This is a genomic window from Amycolatopsis sp. CA-230715, assembly GCF_018736145.1.
GTDB lineage: Bacteria > Actinomycetota > Actinomycetes > Mycobacteriales > Pseudonocardiaceae > Amycolatopsis.
The window spans coordinates 6,341,671-6,361,903 of sequence record NZ_CP059997.1; the positions used below are offsets into that span (position 1 = coordinate 6,341,671).

23 protein-coding genes are annotated in these 20,233 nt (G+C 70.6%); 10 read left to right on the forward strand and 13 right to left on the reverse strand.

All coding sequences use genetic code 11. The annotated features are described in order from the left end of the window. The first annotated feature begins 271 nt into the window (after positions 1-271). Positions 272-1,162 (forward strand): SDR family NAD(P)-dependent oxidoreductase, encoded by an 891-nt coding sequence (locus HUW46_RS30520; RefSeq protein ID WP_254125046.1) that lies wholly within the window; start codon positions 272-274, stop codon positions 1,160-1,162. 12 nt (positions 1,163-1,174) lie between these two features. Here the strand turns inward: HUW46_RS30520 and HUW46_RS30525 are convergent, their stop codons facing one another. Then, the gene (locus HUW46_RS30525; RefSeq protein WP_215542221.1) at positions 1,175-3,025 is read right to left on the reverse strand and encodes an AMP-dependent synthetase/ligase; all 1,851 of its coding nucleotides are present in this window, start codon (positions 3,023-3,025) and stop codon (positions 1,175-1,177) included. A gap of 203 nt (positions 3,026-3,228) precedes the next feature. On the opposite strand from HUW46_RS30525, the gene kynU reads away from it, so the two are divergent. Continuing rightward, positions 3,229-4,401, forward strand: a complete 1,173-nt coding sequence (gene kynU / locus HUW46_RS30530; protein ID WP_215542222.1) for a kynureninase — start codon at positions 3,229-3,231, stop codon at positions 4,399-4,401. Positions 4,402-4,449: 48 nt separating this feature from the next. Here the strand turns inward: kynU and HUW46_RS30535 are convergent, their stop codons facing one another. Beyond that, a complete protein-coding gene (locus HUW46_RS30535; protein ID WP_215550209.1) occupies positions 4,450-5,967 on the reverse strand; it encodes an MFS transporter in 1,518 nt (505 codons plus the stop codon). Positions 5,968-6,057: 90 nt separating this feature from the next. Further along, positions 6,058-6,681 carry a TetR/AcrR family transcriptional regulator gene (locus HUW46_RS30540; RefSeq protein WP_254125047.1) on the reverse strand — a complete coding sequence of 208 codons (624 nt, stop codon included), beginning with the start codon at positions 6,679-6,681 and terminating at the stop codon, positions 6,058-6,060. A gap of 64 nt (positions 6,682-6,745) precedes the next feature. Between HUW46_RS30540 and HUW46_RS30545 the strand changes: the two genes are divergently transcribed. After that, positions 6,746-8,008, forward strand: coding sequence for an NAD(P)/FAD-dependent oxidoreductase (locus tag HUW46_RS30545; RefSeq protein ID WP_215542224.1), 1,263 nt, complete (start codon positions 6,746-6,748; stop codon positions 8,006-8,008). Then, the gene (locus HUW46_RS30550; RefSeq protein ID WP_215542225.1) at positions 8,005-8,655 is read left to right on the forward strand and encodes a class I SAM-dependent methyltransferase; all 651 of its coding nucleotides are present in this window, start codon (positions 8,005-8,007) and stop codon (positions 8,653-8,655) included. The genes HUW46_RS30545 and HUW46_RS30550 overlap by 4 nt, the downstream gene beginning before the upstream one ends. An 8-nt stretch (positions 8,656-8,663) precedes the next feature. On the opposite strand, the gene HUW46_RS30555 is transcribed toward HUW46_RS30550, so the two are convergent. Beyond that, positions 8,664-9,668 (reverse strand): PHP domain-containing protein, encoded by a 1,005-nt coding sequence (locus HUW46_RS30555; protein ID WP_215542226.1) that lies wholly within the window; start codon positions 9,666-9,668, stop codon positions 8,664-8,666. Between the two features lie 68 nt (positions 9,669-9,736). Here HUW46_RS30555 and HUW46_RS30560 point away from each other — a divergent pair, with 68 nt between their 5' ends. Further along, the gene (locus HUW46_RS30560) at positions 9,737-10,765 is read left to right on the forward strand and encodes a YhjD/YihY/BrkB family envelope integrity protein (RefSeq protein ID WP_215542227.1); all 1,029 of its coding nucleotides are present in this window, start codon (positions 9,737-9,739) and stop codon (positions 10,763-10,765) included. 72 nt (positions 10,766-10,837) lie between these two features. Here HUW46_RS30560 and HUW46_RS30565 read toward each other — a convergent pair whose 3' ends face one another. Next, a complete protein-coding gene (locus HUW46_RS30565) occupies positions 10,838-11,272 on the reverse strand; it encodes a DoxX family protein (RefSeq protein WP_215542228.1) in 435 nt (144 codons plus the stop codon). A 185-nt stretch (positions 11,273-11,457) separates the two neighbouring features. On the opposite strand from HUW46_RS30565, the gene HUW46_RS30570 reads away from it, so the two are divergent. Together HUW46_RS30570 and HUW46_RS30575 are read left to right on the forward strand one after the other, a co-directional pair. After that, positions 11,458-11,850, forward strand: coding sequence for a DUF6153 family protein (locus HUW46_RS30570; RefSeq protein WP_215542229.1), 393 nt, complete (start codon positions 11,458-11,460; stop codon positions 11,848-11,850). Between the two features lie 55 nt (positions 11,851-11,905). Beyond that, entirely contained in the window at positions 11,906-12,481 is a 576-nt protein-coding gene (locus HUW46_RS30575) for a DUF305 domain-containing protein (protein WP_331477154.1), read from the forward strand. Between the two features lie 76 nt (positions 12,482-12,557). Here HUW46_RS30575 and HUW46_RS30580 read toward each other — a convergent pair whose 3' ends face one another. The 4 genes from HUW46_RS30580 to HUW46_RS30595 all read right to left on the reverse strand — a co-directional run bounded on the left by HUW46_RS30580 (position 12,558) and on the right by HUW46_RS30595 (position 15,048). After that, entirely contained in the window at positions 12,558-12,731 is a 174-nt protein-coding gene (locus HUW46_RS30580; RefSeq protein WP_215542230.1) for a hypothetical protein, read from the reverse strand. Between the two features lie 21 nt (positions 12,732-12,752). Continuing rightward, positions 12,753-13,682, reverse strand: coding sequence for an acyl-CoA desaturase (locus HUW46_RS30585; protein ID WP_215542231.1), 930 nt, complete (start codon positions 13,680-13,682; stop codon positions 12,753-12,755). Positions 13,683-14,126: 444 nt separating this feature from the next. Continuing rightward, the gene (locus HUW46_RS30590; protein WP_215542232.1) at positions 14,127-14,555 is read right to left on the reverse strand and encodes a DUF6292 family protein; all 429 of its coding nucleotides are present in this window, start codon (positions 14,553-14,555) and stop codon (positions 14,127-14,129) included. A gap of 64 nt (positions 14,556-14,619) precedes the next feature. After that, positions 14,620-15,048 (reverse strand): Hsp20/alpha crystallin family protein, encoded by a 429-nt coding sequence (locus tag HUW46_RS30595; RefSeq protein WP_215542233.1) that lies wholly within the window; start codon positions 15,046-15,048, stop codon positions 14,620-14,622. Positions 15,049-15,148: 100 nt separating this feature from the next. Between HUW46_RS30595 and HUW46_RS30600 the strand changes: the two genes are divergently transcribed. After that, positions 15,149-15,757: an HSP18 transcriptional regulator gene (locus HUW46_RS30600; RefSeq protein WP_215542234.1), complete on the forward strand. Its 609-nt coding sequence runs from the start codon at positions 15,149-15,151 to the stop codon at positions 15,755-15,757. A gap of 151 nt (positions 15,758-15,908) precedes the next feature. Further along, complete coding sequence (locus tag HUW46_RS30605) at positions 15,909-16,319, forward strand: VOC family protein (protein ID WP_215542235.1); 411 nt, start codon at positions 15,909-15,911, stop codon at positions 16,317-16,319. A gap of 47 nt (positions 16,320-16,366) precedes the next feature. Here HUW46_RS30605 and HUW46_RS30610 read toward each other — a convergent pair whose 3' ends face one another. Next, entirely contained in the window at positions 16,367-17,068 is a 702-nt protein-coding gene (locus HUW46_RS30610; RefSeq protein ID WP_215542236.1) for a LuxR C-terminal-related transcriptional regulator, read from the reverse strand. A 218-nt stretch (positions 17,069-17,286) separates the two neighbouring features. On the opposite strand from HUW46_RS30610, the gene HUW46_RS30615 reads away from it, so the two are divergent. Next, positions 17,287-18,705 (forward strand): phytoene desaturase family protein, encoded by a 1,419-nt coding sequence (locus HUW46_RS30615; protein ID WP_215542237.1) that lies wholly within the window; start codon positions 17,287-17,289, stop codon positions 18,703-18,705. Here HUW46_RS30615 and HUW46_RS30620 read toward each other — a convergent pair. The 3 genes from HUW46_RS30620 to HUW46_RS30630 form a co-directional block, all read right to left on the reverse strand. Next, positions 18,702-19,220 carry a DUF6069 family protein gene (locus tag HUW46_RS30620; RefSeq protein WP_215542238.1) on the reverse strand — a complete coding sequence of 173 codons (519 nt, stop codon included), beginning with the start codon at positions 19,218-19,220 and terminating at the stop codon, positions 18,702-18,704. The genes HUW46_RS30615 and HUW46_RS30620 overlap by 4 nt on opposite strands. Positions 19,221-19,303: 83 nt before the next feature. Continuing rightward, positions 19,304-19,492, reverse strand: coding sequence for a hypothetical protein (locus HUW46_RS30625; protein WP_215542239.1), 189 nt, complete (start codon positions 19,490-19,492; stop codon positions 19,304-19,306). Positions 19,493-19,515: 23 nt separating this feature from the next. Then, positions 19,516-20,073 carry an EF-hand domain-containing protein gene (locus HUW46_RS30630; RefSeq protein WP_215542240.1) on the reverse strand — a complete coding sequence of 186 codons (558 nt, stop codon included), beginning with the start codon at positions 20,071-20,073 and terminating at the stop codon, positions 19,516-19,518. Between the last annotated feature and the right edge of the window lie 160 nt (positions 20,074-20,233).

Sequence of the window (20,233 nt, forward strand, 5' to 3'; positions counted from 1 at the left end):
GCCCGCCGAAGACCTGGCACACGGTACCTGGCGCTGACCTGCGCTTTCGGCCGGTCAGTCGTTCGTCACGGGCCGCTGTCGCGTACGGCACGGCGCTGAACGAACACTGAGTGACCGGCCCGGCCATAAGTCCCGGCCGATCGGCCCTCACTCGTTCAGCGCAGTGGAGTAACCGCTCGTCGTCCATCTGGTTTACCGGTGCCGCGATCGGCGAACACTGAACTCAGGGCCAGCGGCGGTCACGATGAGCTGGCGGGTGGGAGGGACAGCCATGCTGCTCGAAGGAAAGGCCATCGTCGTCACCGGCGCGGGCCGGGGACTCGGTGAGGCGTTCGCGGTGCACATCGCGCACGCGGGAGCCGCGGTGGTGGTCAACGACATCGACGCGGAGCTCGCCGAGCGCGCCGCGGAGAACATCCGGGCCCACGGCGGGCGTGCCGTGGCGAGCGGGAACTCGGTCGCCGACGCGGCGGAGGCGGCGGCGATCATCGACCAGTGCGTCGACGAGTTCGGCGCGATCGACGGGCTGGTGAACAACGCCGGGCTGAACTACGAGGCGTTGCCGTGGCAGGACGACGCCGAGCAGATGCGCGAACTCGTCGAGGTCAACGTGCTGGGCACGATGTACGCCGGTACCGCGGCGGCGAAGGCGATGGTCGAGCGCGGACGCGGCGGTTCGATCGTGAACATCTCCTCCGGGGCCTCGCTCGGTCAGCGCAAGCTCGGTGCCTACGCGGCGAGCAAGGGCGCGGTCGCCTCGCTCACCTACTCCTGGGCGCTCGACATGGAGGAAGCCGGGATCAGGGTGAACGCGGTGTGCCCGCTCGCGCACACCCGCATGGTCTGGAAGTCCGAGCGCGCGCTGCGCAACTGCCCGCCGGAGCGCACCCCGTCCCGGATCGCGCCGGTCGTGCTGTTCCTGCTCGGCGACGGCGCGCAGGGCATCACCGGGCAGCTGATCCGGTGCAACGGCTCGCAGCTGCACGTGCTCGCCCAGCCGCATTTCAAGGCGCCCATCCTGGAACGCCCGGCATGGGACACCGACAGCGTGCAGCGCGCGTTCGACGAGGTGTTCAGCGCGCACCTGGAGCCGTACGGGCTGGAGAAGCGGGTGCCGCCGCGGTTGCGGAAGTGGACCGAAATCCCGTCCCGCTCGGCCTGAAGTTCCGCTCGGTCAAGCCGGGGCGGCCTCGTAGAGCGCGGCCAGCTCGGCGGCGTAGCGCTCGTTGATGACCCGGCGCTTGAGCTTGAGCGTCGGGGTCAGCTCGCCGCTTTCCGGTGTCCACGACGCCCGCACCAGGTGGTAGCGCTTGATCTGCTCGATCCTGGCGAGGCGCGCGTTGGCGCTTTCGACGGCCTTGTCGATCTCCGCGCGGATCGACGGGTGGTCGGCGAGCGCGGTCCCTTCGGGCGCCTCGATCCCGCGCGCGGCGGCCCACGGCGGGGCGATTTCGTCGTCGAGCACGATGAGCGCGGTGACGTAGGGCTGGCCGTCGCCGATCGCGGCGGCCTGGCCGATCAGCGGGTGCTCCTTCAGCAGGCCTTCGATCCGGGTCGGCGCGATGTTCTTCCCGCTGGAGGTGATGATCAGCTCCTTCTTGCGGTCGGTGATCGTGACGTACCCGTCCTCGTCGATCGCGCCGATGTCCCCGGTGGCGAGCCAGCCGTCGGCGTCGGTCGCGGCCTCGACGGTGCCGTCGGGCCGCAGGTAGCCGAGGAACACGATCGGCCCGCGCACGAGCAGTTCGCCGTCGTCGGCGACCTTGACCTCCATGCCTTCGAGCGGCCTGCCGACGGTGCCCGCCTTGAACGCGCCGCCGGTGTTCGAGGTGACCGCGCCGGTGGTTTCGGACAGGCCCCACACCTCTTGGATCTCGACGCCGAGGCCCGCGATGAAGTAGAGCACCTCCAGCGGGAGCGCGGCCGCGCCGCTGGCGACGAACAGCAACTGGTCGAGGCCGAGCAGCTGGCGCACCGGGGCCAGCACGGTTTCGTCCGCCGCGGCGATGCGCTCGGCGAGGTCCGGCGGCACCTGTTCGCCCGCGCTGCGCAGCTTGTAGCCCTCCTGGCGCAGTTCGCTCGCCGCGGTCAGCGCGGCACGCCGGTCTTCCGGTGCGGACGCGAGCATGTTCTTCAGCCCCGCGGCCATCTTCTCCCACACGCGGGGCACCCCGAAGAAGCTTTGCGGGCGCACGCGGCCGAGCGCGCCGACGATGCCGGCCGGGTCGTTCAGCGTGTGCACGTGCCCGGCGTACACGATCGGCATGTAGATCGAGATCTCGCGCTCGGCGATGTGCGCGAGCGGCAGGTAGGCGATGTTCGTGGCGTGCATCGGGGCGCCGTGCAGGTGGCGCACGGCGTTGGCCTCGTGGATGGCGTTGCGGTGCGAGAGCACCACGGCCTTCGGGTCCCCGGTGGTGCCGGAGGTGTAGATCATCGACAACGGGTCGTCCGAGCCGATCCCGGCCCACGCCCGGTCGAACGCGTCCGGGTCCTGCTCGTGCAGCGCGGCCCCCCGCGCGCGGACGTCGGCGAGGCTGACGAACCTGTCGTCGCCTTCCGGGATCGCGGTGTCGTTGTCGGTGTCGATCATCACGACGTGGCGCAGCGCGGGCAGGTCGTCGAGCACCGGCTGCCAGCGGCTCAGCGCTTCGGCACCTTCGAGCACCACGACCGGCGCGCCGCTGTGCCGTGCGACGTACCGGATCTGATCGGGGCTCAACGTGCCGTACGCGGTGCACGACAGCACCGCGAGGTGGGCCGCGGCGAGGTCCACGACGAAGTGCTCGGGCCTGCTGGCGCTCATGATCAGCATCCGCTCACCGGCGCGGAGCCCGAGCGCGTCGAGGCCGCGGGCCACCGCCGCGATCTCGGTGCGGAACTCCGCCCAGGTCAGGGTCGGTTCGCCGGCGGCGTCCAACGAGGTGAGCGCGGGCAGGTCGCCGTACTCGACCGCGTTCCGGCGCACCAGTTTCGGGATCGTCTGGCCTTCGGTCAGTTCCGCGACGGACTGCTGAGTGGTCAACGCTGGCCTCCTCGTCACTGCGGGCTTCTCGCCACCCTAAGCGCTCACCCCGTGCTGGGAATAGAGATTCGCGGCCACGTCCACCCGGCGAACGTCCCACCCCGCGCGCCCGCTGCCGGTGATCGTTCGCCGTCCACAATGGACGTTTGGGGATCGGGGCGTGGTCGTGGTGGACTTCGTGCCGTCGCCGTGGGAGGAGCCCGATGCCGTCCTTGTCCGAGCGCGCCGAGGAACTCGACGCCGCCGATCCGCTCGCCGCGAAGCGCGCGGAGTTCGACCTCGACCCCGAGATGTCCTATCTGGACGGGAATTCACTCGGTGCGCCGCCGAAGGGGGTCGCGGCCAGGATGGCCGACGTGCTCGGGCACCAGTGGGCGCGCAGGCTCATCCGCTCGTGGGACGAAGGCTGGTGGACGGCGCCGGAACGCGTCGGGGACCGCGTCGCCCCGCTCGTCGGCGCGGCACCGGGCCAGGTGGTGGTGGGGGATTCGACGAGCGTGAACCTGTTCAAGGCGCTGGTCGCGGCGTGCCGCATCGCGGACGGGCGCGACGAGGTGCTCGTGGACACCGAGACCTTCCCGACCGACGGCTACATCGCGGACGAGGCCGCGCGGCTGACCGGGCACCGGGTGCGCCGGGTCCCTGCCGCGGCGCTCGGCGAAGAGGTCGGTGAGCGGACGGCCGTGGTGCTGGTCAACCACGTCGACTACCGCACCGGCGCGCTGCGCGAGCTGCCCCTGCTGACCGCGGCGGCGCACGAGCGGGGCGCGCTGGTGCTCGCGGACCTGTGCCACAGCGTCGGCGCGCTGCCGATCGGGCTGGACGCGCTCGGGGTCGACTTCGCGGTGGGCTGCACGTACAAGTTCCTCAACGGCGGGCCGGGATCGCCCGCTTTCCTCTACGTGCCGTCGAAGTGGCAGGAGCGGTTCGACCAGCCCCTCGCGGGCTGGGCGGGCCACCGCGACCCGTTCGCGATGGAGCCCGGGTACCGCGCCGCCGCCGGGATCCGCAAGGGGCTGGCCGGCACGCCGGACATCCTGTCGATGCTCGCGCTCGACGCCGCGCTGGACGTGTGGGACGGGGTGAAAATCGCGCAGGTGCGGGAAAAGGGGCTCGCGCTCGGGGAGTTCGCGTTCGCCTGCGTCGACGAGCTGACGCCCGGCGTCGAGGTGCTGACCCCGCGCGGTCCGGCGCGCGGCAACCAGGTTTCCCTCGCCTTCGGGGACGCGCGCGAGATCACCCGCGCGCTGGCGGACCGGGCCGTGCTCGGTGACTTCCGGCCGCCGGACGTGCTCCGGCTCGGGCTCGCCTCGTTGTACGTGCGCTACGCCGACGTGCTGCGCGCGGTGCGGGAACTCCGGTACTGCCGAGGATGAACCGGTGGGGCACGGGACCGCCCGTGTCCCACCGGTTTCCGAGTGTCCTCAGTGGACTGCGCTTTCCGCGGCGAGTCGCTCGGTCCCGGTCTGGGTCTTGAGCTCGGTCGGCTTCAGGAACAGCACCGCGATGAGCGCGAGCACCGCGAACGGCGCGGCGACGAGGAAGATCTCGCTGGTCGCCGTGCCGTAGGCCTCCTGCACCACGTGCTTGATCGGTTCCGGCAGCTTGCCGATCTCCGGGACCGCGCCGCCGGAGGACTGGCCGCCCGGCATCGGGCCGATGCCCTCGGTGATGAGCGTGGTGACGCGGTTCGCGAGCACCGCGCCGAGCGCGCTGACCCCGATCGACCCGCCGAGGCTGCGGAAGAACGAGAGCACCGAGGTCGCCGAGCCCAGTTCCTTCGCGGGCACGTCGTTCTGCGCGACCAGCACCAGGTTCTGCATCAGCATGCCGATCCCGAGCCCCAGCACGACCATGTAGGCGCCCAGCACCACCGAGTCGGTGCCGGAGCTGATCGTGGACAGCAGGAGCAGACCGGCGATCACCAGCGCGCCGCCGGCGACCACGAACGGCTTCCACTTCCCGGTCTTGCTGATCAGCTGGCCCGAAACGGTCGACGAGACGAGTAGCCCGAAGATCATCGGCAGGCTCATCAGGCCGGCGACCGTGGGCGATTTGCCGAGGGAGAGCTGGAAGTACTGGGACAGGAACACCGTGCCGCCGAACATCGCGACGCCGACGAGGAAGCTCGCGAGCGTGGTGAGCGAGATGGTGCGGTTGCGGAAGATGTGCAGCGGCACCACCGGTTCGGCGACCTTCGACTCGACGTAGAGCGCCAGCGCGAGCACGATCAGCCCGCCGCCGACGAGCACGACCGTCCACATCGAACCCCAGGCGAACTGGTGACCGGCCAGCGAGGACCACACCAGCAGCGTGGACACCCCGAGCATGATCAGGAACGCGCCGAGGTAGTCGACCTTGACCTCCCTGCGCACGGTCGGCAGCCGGAGCGTGCGCTGCAGCAGCACGATCGCGGCGACCGCGAACGGCACCCCGAGGAAGAAGCACCAGCGCCAGCCGAGCCACGAGGTGTCGACGAGCACGCCGCCGATCAGCGGGCCGGCCACGGTGCCGATCGCGAAGACGGCGCCGAAGATCCCCGAGTACCGCCCGAGTTCGCGGGGTGAGACGAGTGCCGCCATCACCACCTGCGCGAGCGCGGTCAGGCCGCCGGCGCCGATCCCCTGCGCGACGCGGCTCGCGATCAGCACGTCGATGTCGCCCGCGAAGCCCGCGACGAGCGAGCCGACCACGAACAGCGCGAGCGAGAGCTGGATGAGCAGTTTCTTGTTGTACAGATCGGAAAGCTTGCCCCACAGCGGCACGGTCGCGGTCATCGCCAGCAGCTCGGTGGTGACCACCCAGGTGTAGGACGACTGCGAGCCGCCGAGTTCGGCGACGATGCGCGGCAGCGCGTTGGCGACCACCGTCGAGGCGAGGATGGCGACGAACATCCCCATCATGAGCCCGGACAGCGCTTCGAGCACCTGGCGTCGGCCCATGGTGCCGGATTCCGGTGGAGCGGGCGGTTCCGCCGCCGTCGTGGTCACGAGATCCCCTTGTTTCGGTGTCACCTGTGGTTTTCCGGTTTTTCAAGCGGTTTCCGGGTCGGGAAACCCGGCGGCGAACGTGGCGAACGCGGCGTCGACGAGCTCGTGCAGGTCGTCGACGCCGCCGGTCGCGGACCATTGGCGCAGCGCGCAGCTGATCGAGATCATCACCGCGCCGGTGAGCAGGCGCGGGAACAGATGCGTCGGCTCGACACCGGCGCGCTCGGCGATCGCTTCGACCATGAGCTGTTCGGACCCGCTCCTCGCGCTGATCATCCGCTGGATGAGCGAAGGGTTGTCCTCGATCACCTTGAGCCGCATCAGCCATTCCTCGCGGTCGTCGAGGAACTGGCCGAGGTCTCCCCGGACGGCCCGGTGGACCGCTTCGAGCGTGCTCAGTTCGGCCGGGGCCTCCAGGATGGCGACCCTGCCCCGCTTTTCCCGTTCGTCGGTGTCGGGATAGGGCAGCAGTACGGCGTCCTCTTTGGACCCGAAGTAGTTGAAGAAGGTGCGGGGCGAGACATCGGCGACCGCGCTGATGTCGTCGACGGTGACGCCGTCGAGTCCGCGTTCGGACACCAGCCGGATCGCCGCGGCGGCGATCGCGCGATAGGTGTCGTGTTTCTTGCGTTCCCGCCTGCCGGGAGCCCCCTGTGAGTCGAGCACGATATTTACAGTACCTGCAAACTTGCAGTGTCCGCAAGTTTGCAGGTGATGCACGAGTACCGGCATGATCGTGGTGACGGTGCCGAGGACGAGGACGGGGCGGGACATGGGTGGCGAGGGGCCGGTGGTCGTGGTCGGTGCGTCCGCGGCGGGACTGATGGCGGCGGAAGGACTGCGTCGCGCGGGGTACGCCGGGGACCTGAGCCTGGTCGGATCCGAGCGGGGGCTGCCGTACGACCGGCCGCCGCTGTCGAAGGAGATCCTGACCGGTGCGTGGGAACCGGACCGGATCCGGCTGTGCGCGCACGAGAAGTTGGCTGAACTCGGTGTCACGGCGTGCTTCGGCGTCACCGCGCGCGGGCTCGATCTCGGGTCACGGAAAGTCGCACTCGACGACGGGCGGGAACTCGGGTTCGAAAACCTGGTGATCGCGACCGGAGTCGAGCCGCGCGCGCTGCCGGGAACCGGCGGGATCCGCGGCGTGCACACGGTGCGGACGCTCGACGACGTGACCGCGCTGCGCGGCGAACTCGGCGACGGGAAGCGGCTCGTGGTGGTCGGCGCCGGGTTCCTCGGCACCGAGATCGCCGCGGCGGCCAGGACGCTCGGCGCCGAAGTCTGCCTCGTGGAGCCCGCCCCCGAGCCGCTCGCCGCGGTCGTCGGCATTGAGGTCGGCGGGGTGATCTCCGCGCTGCACCGGGCACGCGGCGTGCGGGTGCTGACCGGCGTCGGCGTCGAAACGGTGCGCTCGGCCGACGAGGCGGTCACCGGCGTGCGGCTGGCCGACGGCACCGAACTGCCCGCCGACGTGGTGGTGGTCGCGATCGGCGCCGTGCCGTCGACGGCCTGGCTGGAGGACAGCGGGCTCGACTGCGCCGACGGGGTGCGCTGCGATCGGTTCTGCGCCGCCGCGCCCGGGGTGTACGCCGCGGGGGACGTGGCGAACTGGTACCACGAGGGCTACCGCGCGCGGGTCCGGCTGGAGCATCGCACGAACGCGACCGAGCAGGGCCTCTACGTCGCGCGCGCGATGGCGGGGAAGACCGAGGACCCGTTCACGCCGGTGCCCTACTTCTGGTCCGATCAGTACGACCTGAAGCTGCAGGCGTTCGGCTTGCTCGGCGGCCACGACGAAGCGCTCGTCGTGCGTGGCACCCCGGAGGGCGTGCTTGACGGCGGCGACCTGGTGGCGCTCTACCGCCGCGGCGGCGAGGTGGCCGGGGTGCTGGGGATCAAGGCGTTCCGCGCGCTGCGCCCGTTGCGCTCACTGGTCGCCGCGCACGCTTCCTGGGACGAGGCGGTCGCCGCGGCGGAGGCGGACCGGTGAACACCCCCGACGAACAGGCGAAAGCGCTTGCCAACGCCGCTTTGGCCGAGGGCGATCCGACAGCGTGGTTCGAGCGGCTCTACGCGGCCGCGGGTGACGGCGAGGCGAAGGTGCCGTGGGACCGCGGCGACGCGAACCCGTTGCTCGTCGACTGGATCACCGCACGCGGCCACGGCACGGGTCGCGCGGTCGTGGTCGGGTGCGGATTCGGGCGCGACGCCGAGTTTCTCGCGGGCCTCGGATACGACACGGCCGCCTTCGACATCTCAGAAACCGCCGTCCGCGACGCGCGCGCCAGGCATCCGAAGTCCACTGTGGACTATCAAACGGGCGATCTGCTCAACTTGGCGCCGGAGCTGGTCGGCGCGTTCGACTTCGTACTGGAAAGCCATACGGTGCAATCGCTTCCGCCGTCGCTGCACGCGGCGGCGACGGCGGGCGTGCGCGCGCTGGTGGCCCCGGGCGGGACGTTGCTGGTGCTGGCCGCCGTGGCGGACGGGAGCCCCGGCGCGCCGCCGTGGCCGCTCACGCGCGAGGAGATCGACGCGTTCGCTCGCGACGGGCTGACCGCGGTGCGGGCCGAACAGCCGCCTGGCGTCGCGGATCCGTCGGCGGTGCGCTGGCGCGCCGAGTTCCACCGCTCCTGAGTGGACGGTCAGGAAGCGTTCCAGGACAACAGTTCCTCGGCTGTCTTCGTGGTGAGGACGTCCTCGGGCCCGATGCCGCATTCGAGCGCGCGTTCGCAGCCGTAGGGGAGCCAGCCGAGCTGTCCCGGTGCGTGCGCGTCGCTGTCGATCGAGAACGTGCAGCCCAGTTCGGCCGCCATGCGCAACAGGCGCAGCGGCGGGTCCAGCCGTTCCGGCCGCGAGTTGATCTCCACCGCGACCCCGTTTTCCCGGCACGCCTCGAAAACGCGCTCGGCGTCGAAAGTGGACTCCGGGCGCTTCTTCTCGCCGAGCAACCGTCCCGTGCAGTGCCCGAGGATGCTTACCCGCGGATTCGCCACCGCCGCCAGCATCCGCCTTGTCATGTCCGAAGTGGACATCCGCAGCTTCGAGTGCACGCTCGCCACCACGATGTCCAGCCGTGCCAGCAGATCCGGGTCCTGATCGAGCGAGCCGTCGAGCAGGATGTCGACCTCGATGCCGGTCAGGATCCGGAATGGGGCCATCCGCTCGTTCAGCTCGGCGACCACGTCGAGCTGCGCGCGCAACCGGTCGGCGGACAGGCCGTTCGCGACGGTCAGCCTCGGCGAATGGTCGGTCAGCACCATCCACTCGTGCCCGAGCTCGCGCGCGGTCTCCGCCATCTCCTCGATCGGGCTGCCGCCGTCGGACCAGTCGGAATGGGTGTGGCAGTCCCCGCGCAGCGCGGCGGCCAGCTCGCCGCCGTCGGGGATCCTGCCCTTCCCGCGCGCGAGCACGTCGGTGAGATACTTCGGTTCGGCGCCGGAGAACGCCTCGGTCACCACGCCCGCGGTGGCCTTCCCGATCCCGGGCAGGCTCGTCAGCGTGCCCGCGCGGACGTGCTTGGCCAGCTCGTCGGAGCCGATGCCGCCGATCGTCGCCGCGGCGCGCCGGAACGCGCGCACCCGGTAGGTCGGCTCGTGCTGGAGTTCCAGGGTGAAGGCGATCCGCCGCAACGCCGCTACCGGGTCCATGCCCCCGATCTAACCCGTCGAAGGCCCGCCGTGCAGCCGATCGGCGGGTGGTGGGGTAGATATGGCCGGTGACCACACGACGATCACGAGCGGTTCCGGGGGACAGTAGGTGGGCGCGCCTGCGCAGGCGGTACCGGTGGCTCGACCACCTGGTGCGCGGCATCGACCGCTACATCGACTACGGCGGCTACCAGTACGTGGCCTCGATTTCGTACTTCACCCTGCTTTCGCTCATCCCGATGCTGATGGTGGGGATGTCGGTGGCCGGGTTCGTGCTCGCCGGGCAGCCGGAGCTGCTGCAGTCGCTGTCGCGGTCGATCGCGAACGCGGTGCCGGGCTCGTTCGGGGACAACCTGACCGATCTGCTCACCGGATTCATCGAGCAGCGCACCAAGGTCGGCCTCGTCGGGCTGGCGATCGGCCTGTACTCGGGCTGGAACTGGATGAACGCGCTGCGGGACGCGCTCACCGCGATGTGGGACAAGCACCCGCCGCGGCAGCCGCTGATCCGCTTGGTGCTCAAGGACCTGCTGGCGTTGCTGAGCCTGACCGCCGCGCTGATGGTGTCGTTCGCGCTGACCGCGTCCGGTGGCGCGCTCGGCGGGTACCTGCTGCGGCTCGGGCCGCTCGCGCACGCCGAATGGGCGCACACCCTGGTCTCGGCGCTGTCCATCCCGATCGCGCTGCTCGCCGACTGGCTGGTCTTCCTGTGGGTGTTCGCGAGGCTGCCGAGGGAGCCGGTCGGCGTGCGCAGCGCGATGCGGGGCGCGATCGCCGCCGCGATCGGGTTCGAACTGCTGAAGCAGGCGGGCGGGGTGTTCATCACGCTCATCGGCAGCTCGCCGACCGGGGTGGCCTTCGGCTCGGCGATCGGCCTGCTGTTCTTCATCGCGCTGGTTTCGCGGATGGTCGTCGTGATCACCGCGTGGACCGCGACCGCGAGCGACGCGCCCGCGAAGCAGCCCGCGCCGCCGGGCCCCGCGGTGATCCGGCCGGTCGTCACGCCGCGGCGGGCGCCGCTGGCACCCGCCTTCGCGGGTGCCGTCACCGGTGCGCTCGCCACCCTCGCCGTGACCCGCCTGCGCCGCCGCCCCTGACCGACAGGGCATGCCCCGAAAGCGGCTTTCGGGGCATCCAAGTCCCTGAAGGTCACTTTCGGGGCATGCGAGTCAGCGGCGGCGGCGCAGCAGCGCGTCGATCGCGAACGGGCCGGGGCCGATGAGGGCGAAGAGCAGGAACACCCAGCAGTAGAGGACGGCCTGTTCGCCCATGTTCACCAGCGGCAGGAACGCCATCGGGGCGTGCACGGTGAAGTAGGCGTACGCCATCACGCCGGAGCCGAGCAGCGCCGCCGTCCTGGTGAACAGGCCGACGCCCACCAGCACCGCGACGAGGAGTTCGAGGACGCTGCCCCACCAGCCGGGCCACGACCCGAGCGGCACCGAGCCGCCCTGGCCGTCGACACCGCCGAAGGCGCCGAACCCCTGCAGGCCGTGGCAGAAGAACAGGGCCGCGACGATGATGCGCGTCAGCGAGATCACCGGTCCGCGCAGCCTGGTGACGAGGTCGAGTTCCCGGTCGGTGGTCGTCGTGGTGTCGGTCATCGCTGTACCCCTTGCTGCTCGGATTCGTCGGCCCCGCTCGGGTGCCCTCACCGATGCGTCGAACGAGCCGCCCCCGGATCGACACTCGGCTCGAACATCTTTGGGACTGGTTTTCCGGAGGTCAACAGAATCCGGCAAAAAGGTCGATAACGGTCCTGCGCGGCGAGCGCGATACCGTGGACGACGTGGGCCTACGCCGGACAGCACTGCGATGGACGCTGCTCGGCCTGCTCGCGTTCGGCGTGCTCGGCATGCACCACGTGGTCTCGCCGGAGCCGGAACCGGGGCACGTGCCGGGAGCGCACGCGATGTCCGCCATGGGCACGGCGCACCACGACGGTCCTTCGCTGTCCGCACCGCCTGCCGGGTCGCACGACGGCCACGGCGCGCTCCACCTCTGCCTCGCGGTCTTCGGCGCGGCGGCGGTGCTGCTGCTCGCGTTGCTCGGCTGGCGCGCGTGCCGCGCCGAACGCTCCTTCCCGCGCGGCGGCGTCCGCGTCGCCGGTGCCGGTCGCGACCCGCCGCGCGGGCTCCGCTCGCCGGTCTTCCTCTCCCTGCTCTGCGTGCTGCGGGTGTGACAGGGGCGGTTCGCCCTGTCCGCATCCAGCACACGTACGAGAAGGAAATCCCAGCATGATCAGGAAGTCACTGGTCGGCGCGGTGCTCGCCGCGCTGGCCCTGTCCGGCTGCGCCGGAACCGCCCAGCAGGACGACGCGAAGGCGCCGCAGAGCCAAAGCACCCACAACGAAGCCGACGTCACGTTCGCGCGGCAGATGGTCCCGCACCACAAGCAGGCGCTCGACATGGCCGCGCTGGTACCGGACCGCACCGCCACCGCCGCGGTGACCGATCTCGCCACGCGGATCAAGAAGGCGCAGGGACCGGAGATCGAGCAGCTCGATGGCTGGCTCGCGCGCTGGGGTGCCACCCCGGCGAGCGCGCACGCCATGCCGGGGATGCCGTCGCACGAGTCGATGGGCGGCATGATGAGCGAGGCTGACATGGCGAAGCTGCGCGCGGCGAAGGGCGCCGAGTTCGACCGGATGTGGCTGACCATGATGATCGGTCACCACGAGGGCGCCGTGGAGATGGCGAACGCGGAAATCCGCGACGGTGCCGATGCCGACGCGAAGGCGCTCGCGAACCGCATAATCGGTGCGCAACAGGCCGAAATCGCCGAGATGCGGAAGCTGCTCGACGGGCACTGACCCGACGAGGGCCGGGGACCCGCTGGTCCCCGGCCCTCACCGGTCGTCCGGAAAACGGTGTTCTACAACGGAAGCCTCACGAAGCCGCGGCTTCGGGACCCGCCGCGGCCTGGAAGGACGGCGACCGCACGGCCGCGCTGTCCTTTTCGGGCACGGCGACGCCCTCGGGCTCCGCGGATTCGGTGTTGCTGAACAGCAGTGGTGCCACCCCCGTGGCGGGTCGTTCCTGGGACACGGAGTCGTCACGCATGGTTCGGTCCTTTCACGACGTTCAAGCGGAGATCCGGCTGAGCCTGCTCTCGGTCGGCCAGCGGACGTTCCACGCCCAGCCGAGTTTCTCGAAGAACCAGATCATCCTCGCCGAGATGTCGATCTGGCCGCGCAACACGCCGTGCCGGGCACAGGTCGGGTCCGCGTGGTGCAGGTTGTGCCACGACTCGCCGAAGGAGAAGATCGCCAGCGGCCAGAAGTTCGCCGCCTTGTCCCTGCTCGCGAACGGGCGTTCGCCGATCATGTGGCAGATCGAGTTGACGGACCACGTGACGTGGTGCAGCAGCCCGACGCGGATCAGCCCGGCCCAGAAGAACGCGGTCACCCCGCCCCACACCGACCAGGTGATCAGGCCGCCGATGACGCCGGGCAGCAGGAAGGTCACCACGGTCCACAGCGGGAAGAGCCGGTCGACCAGCTGGATGTCGCGGTCGGCGCGCAGATCGGGGGCGAACCGGTCGGCGTTGGTCACCTCGCGTTCGAACAGCCAGCCCATGTGCGCGTGCCAGAACCCCTTCGCGAGCGCGCGGGGACCGGTGCCGAACAGCCACGGGGAGTGCGGATCGCCGACGCGATCGGAGAACGCGTGGTGGCGCCGGTGGTCGGCGACCCACGCGGTGACCGGACCCTGCGCGGACAGGTTGCCCGCGATCGCGAGCCCGATCCGCAGCGCGCGCTTGGCTTTGAAGGAGCCGTGGGTGAAGTAGCGGTGGTACCCGACGGTCACGCCGAGCCCGCTGAGCACGAAGAAGAACGCGCCGATCCCGATGTCGAGCCAGCTCAGGCCCCAGCCCCAGGCGAACGGTATCGCGGCCGCCAGCGCGACGAGCGGCAGCAGCACGAAGACCTTGACCGTCACGTGCTCGGGGAGCGATTTCACCCCGGACACGATCGGTTTCGGTTTCCTGGTGGGGGTCTGGGTTTCGGACATGCATACCTCGGGTTTCGTCGGTCCTTGGCCGGGAACCGCCAGCGGGCAGGGTGGTGCAAGGCCGTGGCGATGACGGGCTCGCGCCGCCGGTATCGGCGGCGGTGTAACGGTTTTCGCGCAGTACCGAGCCGCCGGTCAGGCGGCTGCTCGCGTTCGTGGCGCGGGTTCCACTGGCAGAGGGGCGGGCGACGGTGGCCCGCTGCGGCGCCGGTTCGTGCCGGGGGCGCCGGATGACTCCGATCTCGGTACTGGAGAGGTCCGGTGAGTGGCTCTGACCGGAGCTGCGTTCTTCGTTGACGGTACCCGACGCGTGGCCTCGATGCCATGGTGCCGTGTCGCACCGGCATGAAACCGTTTCGGCACTGGGTGAAATCCGAGTGTGAATGTCTACTGTGGACGATCGGTCGCCTCGCCGGTACGCGGGGTGCCCGCGAACCGGCGAGGTCAGCGAGCGTCCGGTCGCCGGTACGGGGCGAGCAGCGCGGTGAGCTCGTCCCTGGTCAGCCGGGCGGGCTCCGGTGGGACCGGGGAACCGAGCCCCGCGCGGACGTCGGCGACGAACCGGACGACGGCGCGGGGGTCCGCGACGGGACGCCCGCCCCGGTAGGCGATCACGATGAGATCTTCACCGGAATGGGTCTCGATGGCCGCGGACCAGCCGTGCGCCTCGTCCCACAGCAGCGCGACGTCGCGGCCGGGATGCGCGGGCAGCCGCCAGTCGAGTGCGACGTAGGCGGACACCGGTGCGTCGAAGTCGAAGGTGCACGCCTCGCCGCCGCTGCCGATCGCGGTGGCGACCTCCGAGACATAGCCGCGAAGGCCGCGGGTGAGGGCGAGTTCCTGGTCGAGGTGGGTGTCGAGGACCGAGGGCACTGCACAAGCCTTTCGGGAACCGTGCCCGGTGCGGCTCGCCGCCGCACCGGGCGCCGCGAGACGGTCAGGTGGTGAGCCGCTTGGCGTCGCGCGGTTCATGGGCGATCTCGATCCGGCGGGGCTTCGCCTGCTCGGCCACCGGGATCCGCAGCGTGAGCACGCCGTCGGCGTACCCGGCTTCGATGTGCTCGGTGTCGAGGCCGTCGCCGAGGAAGAGCTGGCGCGAGAACACGCCCAGTGGGCGTTCGGCGACCTGCATCTGGGTGTTCTCCGGCAACTGGGCGGGCCGCCGCTCGGCCTTCACGGTCAGCACGTTCCGCTCGACGTCGACTTCGATCGCGTCCGGCGAGACGCCGGGGAGATCGAAGACGATCACGAACCGTTCTCCGTCGCGGTAGGCGTCCATGGGCATCGCGGTCGGCCGGGACCAGGTGCCCTTCACCTGCTGGGCCCAGCGGTCCAGCTCGCGGAACGGGTCCGTGCGCATCAACATGACTTCCCTCCTTGGTGGTTTCGATGTGCGTCAACGCGCCCTTCTCTTGTAGCATGTCTTCGAAACGATGACAAGGTGAATGTCGTCGAAGGGATGACCAATGAACGTGGACGACGCGGTACGGGCGATTCGTGCCGCCCTCGACGAGGCGCTCGCGACCGAGCCCGCCGCGGACCGGGCCGAGGCGCTGCTGTCCGCGCTCGCCTCGCTCCGGCTCCTGCGCGAGCACGTCGCCGCGTGGGAGCCGGAGCTGATCACCGCGGCGCGCGCGGACGGCACGAGCTGGGCGGTGCTCGCGCCGGCGCTGGGCGTCGCGAGCAGGCAGGCCGCGGAGCGCCGGTACCTCCGGCTCCAGCCGTCGGCCACCGGTGAGGGCACCGGCGAGGAACGCGTCCGCGCCCAGCGGGACAGGCGCGCCGGTGACCGCGTCGTCTCTTCGTGGGCACGGGACAACTCGGCGGCACTGCGCCAGCTCGCCGGGCAGGTGAGCGGGCTCGCGGACCTGACAGCCACCGGGCGCGAGCGCGCGGGCCGCGTCCAGGAAGCACTGGGGAAGGACGATCCCGCCGCGCTGCTGTCCCCGTTGGCCGGCGCGCAGGACCACCTCGGGGACGGCAACGCCGCGCTGGCCGCCAGGCTCGCCGACGTCACGCGGCACACCGACCAGCTCAGGCGGGACGCGGCCCGCTCGCGCCGCCGGGAAAAATAGCCCGCGAATGGAAAGTCGGGTTCGTGAGTTTCTCACGATAAGCGTGGTGAAAAGCCGGCGAAATTTCGCGCACACGGGTGATCGGCGCTCCGTTGTCGGCGTGGGGCCGATCTGCGAGGATTCGGTCCTGTTCCGGCGAAAGGAAAGCGCGATGGTGACCAGGCTCAACCCCTACTTCCGCTTCACCGGTGAGGCGCGCGAGGCGATGGAGTTCTACCGGGACGTGTTCGGCGGCACCTTGGTGCTGAACACCTTCGGCGAGTCCGGCGCGCCGGACGAGTCCATCAAGGACAACATCATGCACGCCATGCTGGAAACCGAGGGCGGCCTCACCCTGATGGCCGCCGACTCGCCGCCGGGGATGGAGCAGCAGGCGGGCTCGGCCATTTCGATCAGCGTCAGCGGTGAGGACCGCGAAGAACTGCGCGGTTACTGGGCGAAGCTCAGCGAGGGCGGCCGGATCGACGTGCCGTTGGAAAAGCAGATGTGGGGCGCCGAGTTCGGGATGTGCGCCGACAAGTTCGGCACCATGTGGATGATCAACATCACCCTGGCCGGGTGACCACAGTGGACGGATCCGGGAACCGCCGTGCGGCGCCGGTTCCCGGATCAGCCGGTCAGCTGCAGCCGGTGGGCGACGTTCGCCGCCTCCGTGCGGTTCCGGACCTTGAGCTTGCGGAGAATGTTCAGGACATGGGTGCCCACGGTCGCCCGTGAAATGTGGAGCTGCTCGGCGATGGTGGAATTCGGGTACCCCTTCGCGAGATAGGTGAGCACCTCGTTCTCCCGGGTGGTGAGCTGGGCGAGCTGGCTCGTTACGGGTGTTCTGACCAGATCGATGATCTGCTTGGCGTGCGGGCTGAGCAGCCGGGGGGAAAGGAAGAGGTCCCTTTTTCGCGCCGAGTGGATCGCGGCGACGTACTGCCAGGTGGTGTCGTCGTCGAGCAGCACGGCGGAGGCGCCGGCCGCGAGCGCGTCGCCGACCTGCCCCGGCTCGTCGTGCGCGCAGACGGCGACCAACGGCAGCCTCGGTGACCAGGTGGGACCGTTGAGCGGATGTGCGAGCCGCCATGCCGCGCTCCGGAACACCGAAGGTGATCCGATCAGCCAGATGCCTTCGCGCGCGGAGTTCTGGATGCGCCAGAAATCGGCGACGAGACCGTCCGCCGCGATGGGGTTCATGCCGAAGCGGCCCCAGTCGAACGGGGTGGTGCCGAATGATTTTCGCGGGCGCTGCCCGATATCGGCCGCGGTTCTCGGGCCGATGACGACGTAAACGTCGATCAGATCTTTGGTTGAATCTCTTTTCAATTTCGCGGACCCCAGTTTCTCGCTTGATGCACGAGCATTTACCGCTTTCGCTGATGCTACGCGCCTCGCCGGTGGACCGTGCCGGTAAGCGATCTTTGTGTGACGAGCGTCACAGTGACTGAGGGGTGTGCCGTGCGGGCAAGATCCGTCATCTGGATGATGCCGGTGCCGGCCGGGCGGGGTTAGCCTTCGGCCCCACGCATCCCCGGGAGGACGGCATGAGCACCGCGGTCGTGGTCGGCAGCGGTCCGAACGGCCTCGCCGCCGCGGTCGCGCTCGCGCGCGCCGGGGTCGAGGTGACCGTGCTGGAGGCCGAGCGCGAGATCGGCGGCGGCACCAGGAGCAGCGATCTCGGCATGCCGGGCCTCGTGCACGACCACTGCTCGGCGACGCACCCGATCGCCGCGGTGTCCCCGTTCCTCCGCTCTCTCGGCCTCGAACGGCACGGGCTGCGCTGGCGCACCGCGGAGATCGACTGCGCCCATCCGCTCGACTCCGGTGAGGCCGCGCTGCTGGTGCGGTCCGTCGACGACACCGCCGCCGGTCTCGGCGGCGACGAACGCGCGTGGCTGCGGTTGTTCGGTCCGCTCTCTTCGGAATTCGACACGCTCGCCGAGGACCTCTTGCGCCCGCTGGTCCGCGTGCCGGGGCATCCCGTTTCGTTGGCGCGCTTCGGGATGCGCGCGATGCTGCCCGCGAAGGCGTTGGCGCACCGGTTCCGCACCGACGCCGCTCGCGCGCTTTTCGGCGGCGTCGCCGCGCACGCCTTCCACCCGTTCCACCGCCCGGCCACCGCGGGCATCGGGCTCACCATCATCAGCGCGGGGCACCGGGTCGGCTGGCCGGTGGCCGAGGGCGGTTCGGCGGCGATCACCACCGCGCTGGCCGGGCTGCTCGCCGAACTGGGCGGCAAGATCGAGACGGGCGCACGCGTGACGGCGGCGGGCGAGCTGCCACCGTCCGATGTGGCGCTGTTCGACCTCGCGCCGCGCGCGGTCGCCGACGTACTGGGCGACGCGCTGCCGAACCGGGTGGCGAAGGCCTACCGCCGCTACTCCTACGGCCCCGCCGCGTACAAAGTGGACTTCGCGGTGGACGGCGGCGTTCCGTGGTCCACTGTGGACTCGCGGCGGGCGGGGACGGTGCACCTGGGCGGCACCTTCGCCGAAATCGAGGCCACCGAACGGCAGATCGCCGCTGGCGCGATGCCGGAGCGGCCGTTCACCCTCGTCGGGCAGCAGTACCTCGCCGACCCGTCCCGCTCCCGCGGCGACGTCCACCCCGTGTGGGCCTACGCGCACGTGCCGAGCGGGTACACCGGTGACGCGACCGGACACGTCATCCGGCAGATCGAGCGGTTCGCACCCGGTTTCCGCGACCGGATCGTCGCGAAGGCGAGCCGGTCGGCCACCGGGTTCGAGTCGTACAACCCGAACTACGTGGCCGGTGACATCGTCGGCGGCGCGAACACCTTGCGGCAGCTCGTGTTCCGGCCGAGGGTCGCGTTCGACCCGTACCGGACCGGCGTGCCCGGCCGGTACCTCTGCTCCGCAGCCACCCCGCCGGGCGCCGGCGCGCACGGCATGTGCGGCGCCAACGCGGCGGCGTCGGCGTTGCGGTACCTCGAACGCCTTTAGCTGTCGTAGTAGGACGACGGGGGCTGGTCCCAGCGCTGGGTGGGCGCGGGCGGCTCGGCCTGCTGCTTGCGGCGGCGCACCGTGCGGGAGCTCGCCGCGGTGCTGCTGATCACCGCGGCGATCACGAGCCCGAGCACCAGGTTGATGATCGCGGTCGCGACCTTCGCGCTCAGCACCACGGTGAGCGTCAGCGGCAGCACCACGGCGATGAGCGTCACCAGCACCATGATCCAGCCGAAGAAGGTGCCCGGCGACGGCACGGCGACGCTGAGCAGGTGCATCAGCGCGGTGGCGAGCAGCGCGACCACGGCTGCCACGATCGCGTAGGTCGTGGTGCTGGCGTTGCCCCAGATGCCGGCGCCCTTCGGGGCCAGCACCTCCACGCCGAAGATGCCGCGGGCGATGAGCAGGCCGACGACGGCGACCAGCGCGGCCACCACCGCCGTCGCGACACCGCCCGCCCACAGGCGGCCCGCGTCCACCCCGTACCGGACGTTCTCGCGGTAGTCGGCCATCAGTGTTCCCTCCGCTCGGCGATGCGCCCTACCCCACGATTGTCACGCGATTCGGCGGCCCGCGCCCGTCCGGACGGCCGCGGTCACCGCTTCTGCGCGCGGTAGCGCTTGAGCAGGGCGGTGATCCGGTGCTGGTCGGCGGCGCCGTTCAGCTCGGCGAGCAGGTCGTCGGGGCACAGTTCGTAGTGGTCGCCCCACCAGCGGCGCGCCCGGTTGTCCCAGATCCGGTAGCCGCCGGGCACACCGCGCGCGACGTAACGCCTTTTGCTCACGCGCGAATTTTCACACGGACGCGCTAGAGGGAGCCGAAGAGCCAGTTGCCCAAGGCGTCGAGATCGGTGCCGGTGTGGAACTGGCGCGCGGCGTCGAGCAGTTCCTCCACCGTGAGGCTGCCGTCGTTGTCGGTGTCGAGCTTGGCGAACGCCTCCTCGGAGTCCTCCGCCGGGTTGCCGATGGCCTCCTCGAGCCGACGGAACTCGGCCGGTTCGAGCGTGCCGTTCCCGTCGGTGTCGGCCACTTCGACGGCCGCCTTGATGAGCTGGCGCAACCCGTGCTCGAACCCGCCCGAGGTGGCGAAGGCGGCGATCATGCCGTCGCGGTACTCGCGGTCGTTGATGCGGCGGTCGCCGTCGATGTCGAGGCTCTTCAGCAGCTCGTGCCAGAACCCCTGGAACGCGTTGGTGAGTGCGACGTCCTTCGGTGATCCCGGCGGGACGTCGAAGGCGGCGGCGATCCTGGCGGCCATCGCGAGCAGGTCGTCGTGGGTGATGTCGCCGTCGCGGTCGAGGTCGAAGAAGTCGAAGAACTTGCGGAGCCGGGCATCGCGGCTGCTCGGCGGTGTCTTCGTCGGCACGGCGCTGGTCCCTTCGCTCGTGGCGTGGGGCTCCATGGTAGGCCGCCGGGCGGGGTCGGCGCGTTGGTCAATTCGGTCTAATGCGGGGGAGCTCCCGGCATTTCGGACACCGGTTCGCCGCCGGATTCCGTGTGACCGTCCGAAAAGGACGGTGTGGCCC

Coding starts and splice junctions, on each gene's coding strand:
- HUW46_RS30520 (WP_254125046.1), top strand. CDS start 272: ATGCTGCTCGAAGGAAAGGCCATCGTCGTCACCGGCGCGGGCCGGGGA.
- kynU (WP_215542222.1), top strand. CDS start 3,229: ATGCCGTCCTTGTCCGAGCGCGCCGAGGAACTCGACGCCGCCGATCCG.
- HUW46_RS30535 (WP_215550209.1), bottom strand. CDS start 5,967: ATGGGCCGACGCCAGGTGCTCGAAGCGCTGTCCGGGCTCATGATGGGG.
- HUW46_RS30545 (WP_215542224.1), top strand. CDS start 6,746: ATGATCGTGGTGACGGTGCCGAGGACGAGGACGGGGCGGGACATGGGT.
- HUW46_RS30555 (WP_215542226.1), bottom strand. CDS start 9,668: ATGGACCCGGTAGCGGCGTTGCGGCGGATCGCCTTCACCCTGGAACTC.
- HUW46_RS30565 (WP_215542228.1), bottom strand. CDS start 11,272: ATGACCGACACCACGACGACCACCGACCGGGAACTCGACCTCGTCACC.
- HUW46_RS30575 (WP_331477154.1), top strand. CDS start 11,906: ATGATCAGGAAGTCACTGGTCGGCGCGGTGCTCGCCGCGCTGGCCCTG.
- HUW46_RS30580 (WP_215542230.1), bottom strand. CDS start 12,731: ATGCGTGACGACTCCGTGTCCCAGGAACGACCCGCCACGGGGGTGGCA.
- HUW46_RS30585 (WP_215542231.1), bottom strand. CDS start 13,682: ATGTCCGAAACCCAGACCCCCACCAGGAAACCGAAACCGATCGTGTCC.
- HUW46_RS30595 (WP_215542233.1), bottom strand. CDS start 15,048: ATGTTGATGCGCACGGACCCGTTCCGCGAGCTGGACCGCTGGGCCCAG.
- HUW46_RS30600 (WP_215542234.1), top strand. CDS start 15,149: ATGAACGTGGACGACGCGGTACGGGCGATTCGTGCCGCCCTCGACGAG.
- HUW46_RS30605 (WP_215542235.1), top strand. CDS start 15,909: ATGGTGACCAGGCTCAACCCCTACTTCCGCTTCACCGGTGAGGCGCGC.
- HUW46_RS30615 (WP_215542237.1), top strand. CDS start 17,287: ATGAGCACCGCGGTCGTGGTCGGCAGCGGTCCGAACGGCCTCGCCGCC.
- HUW46_RS30620 (WP_215542238.1), bottom strand. CDS start 19,220: ATGGCCGACTACCGCGAGAACGTCCGGTACGGGGTGGACGCGGGCCGC.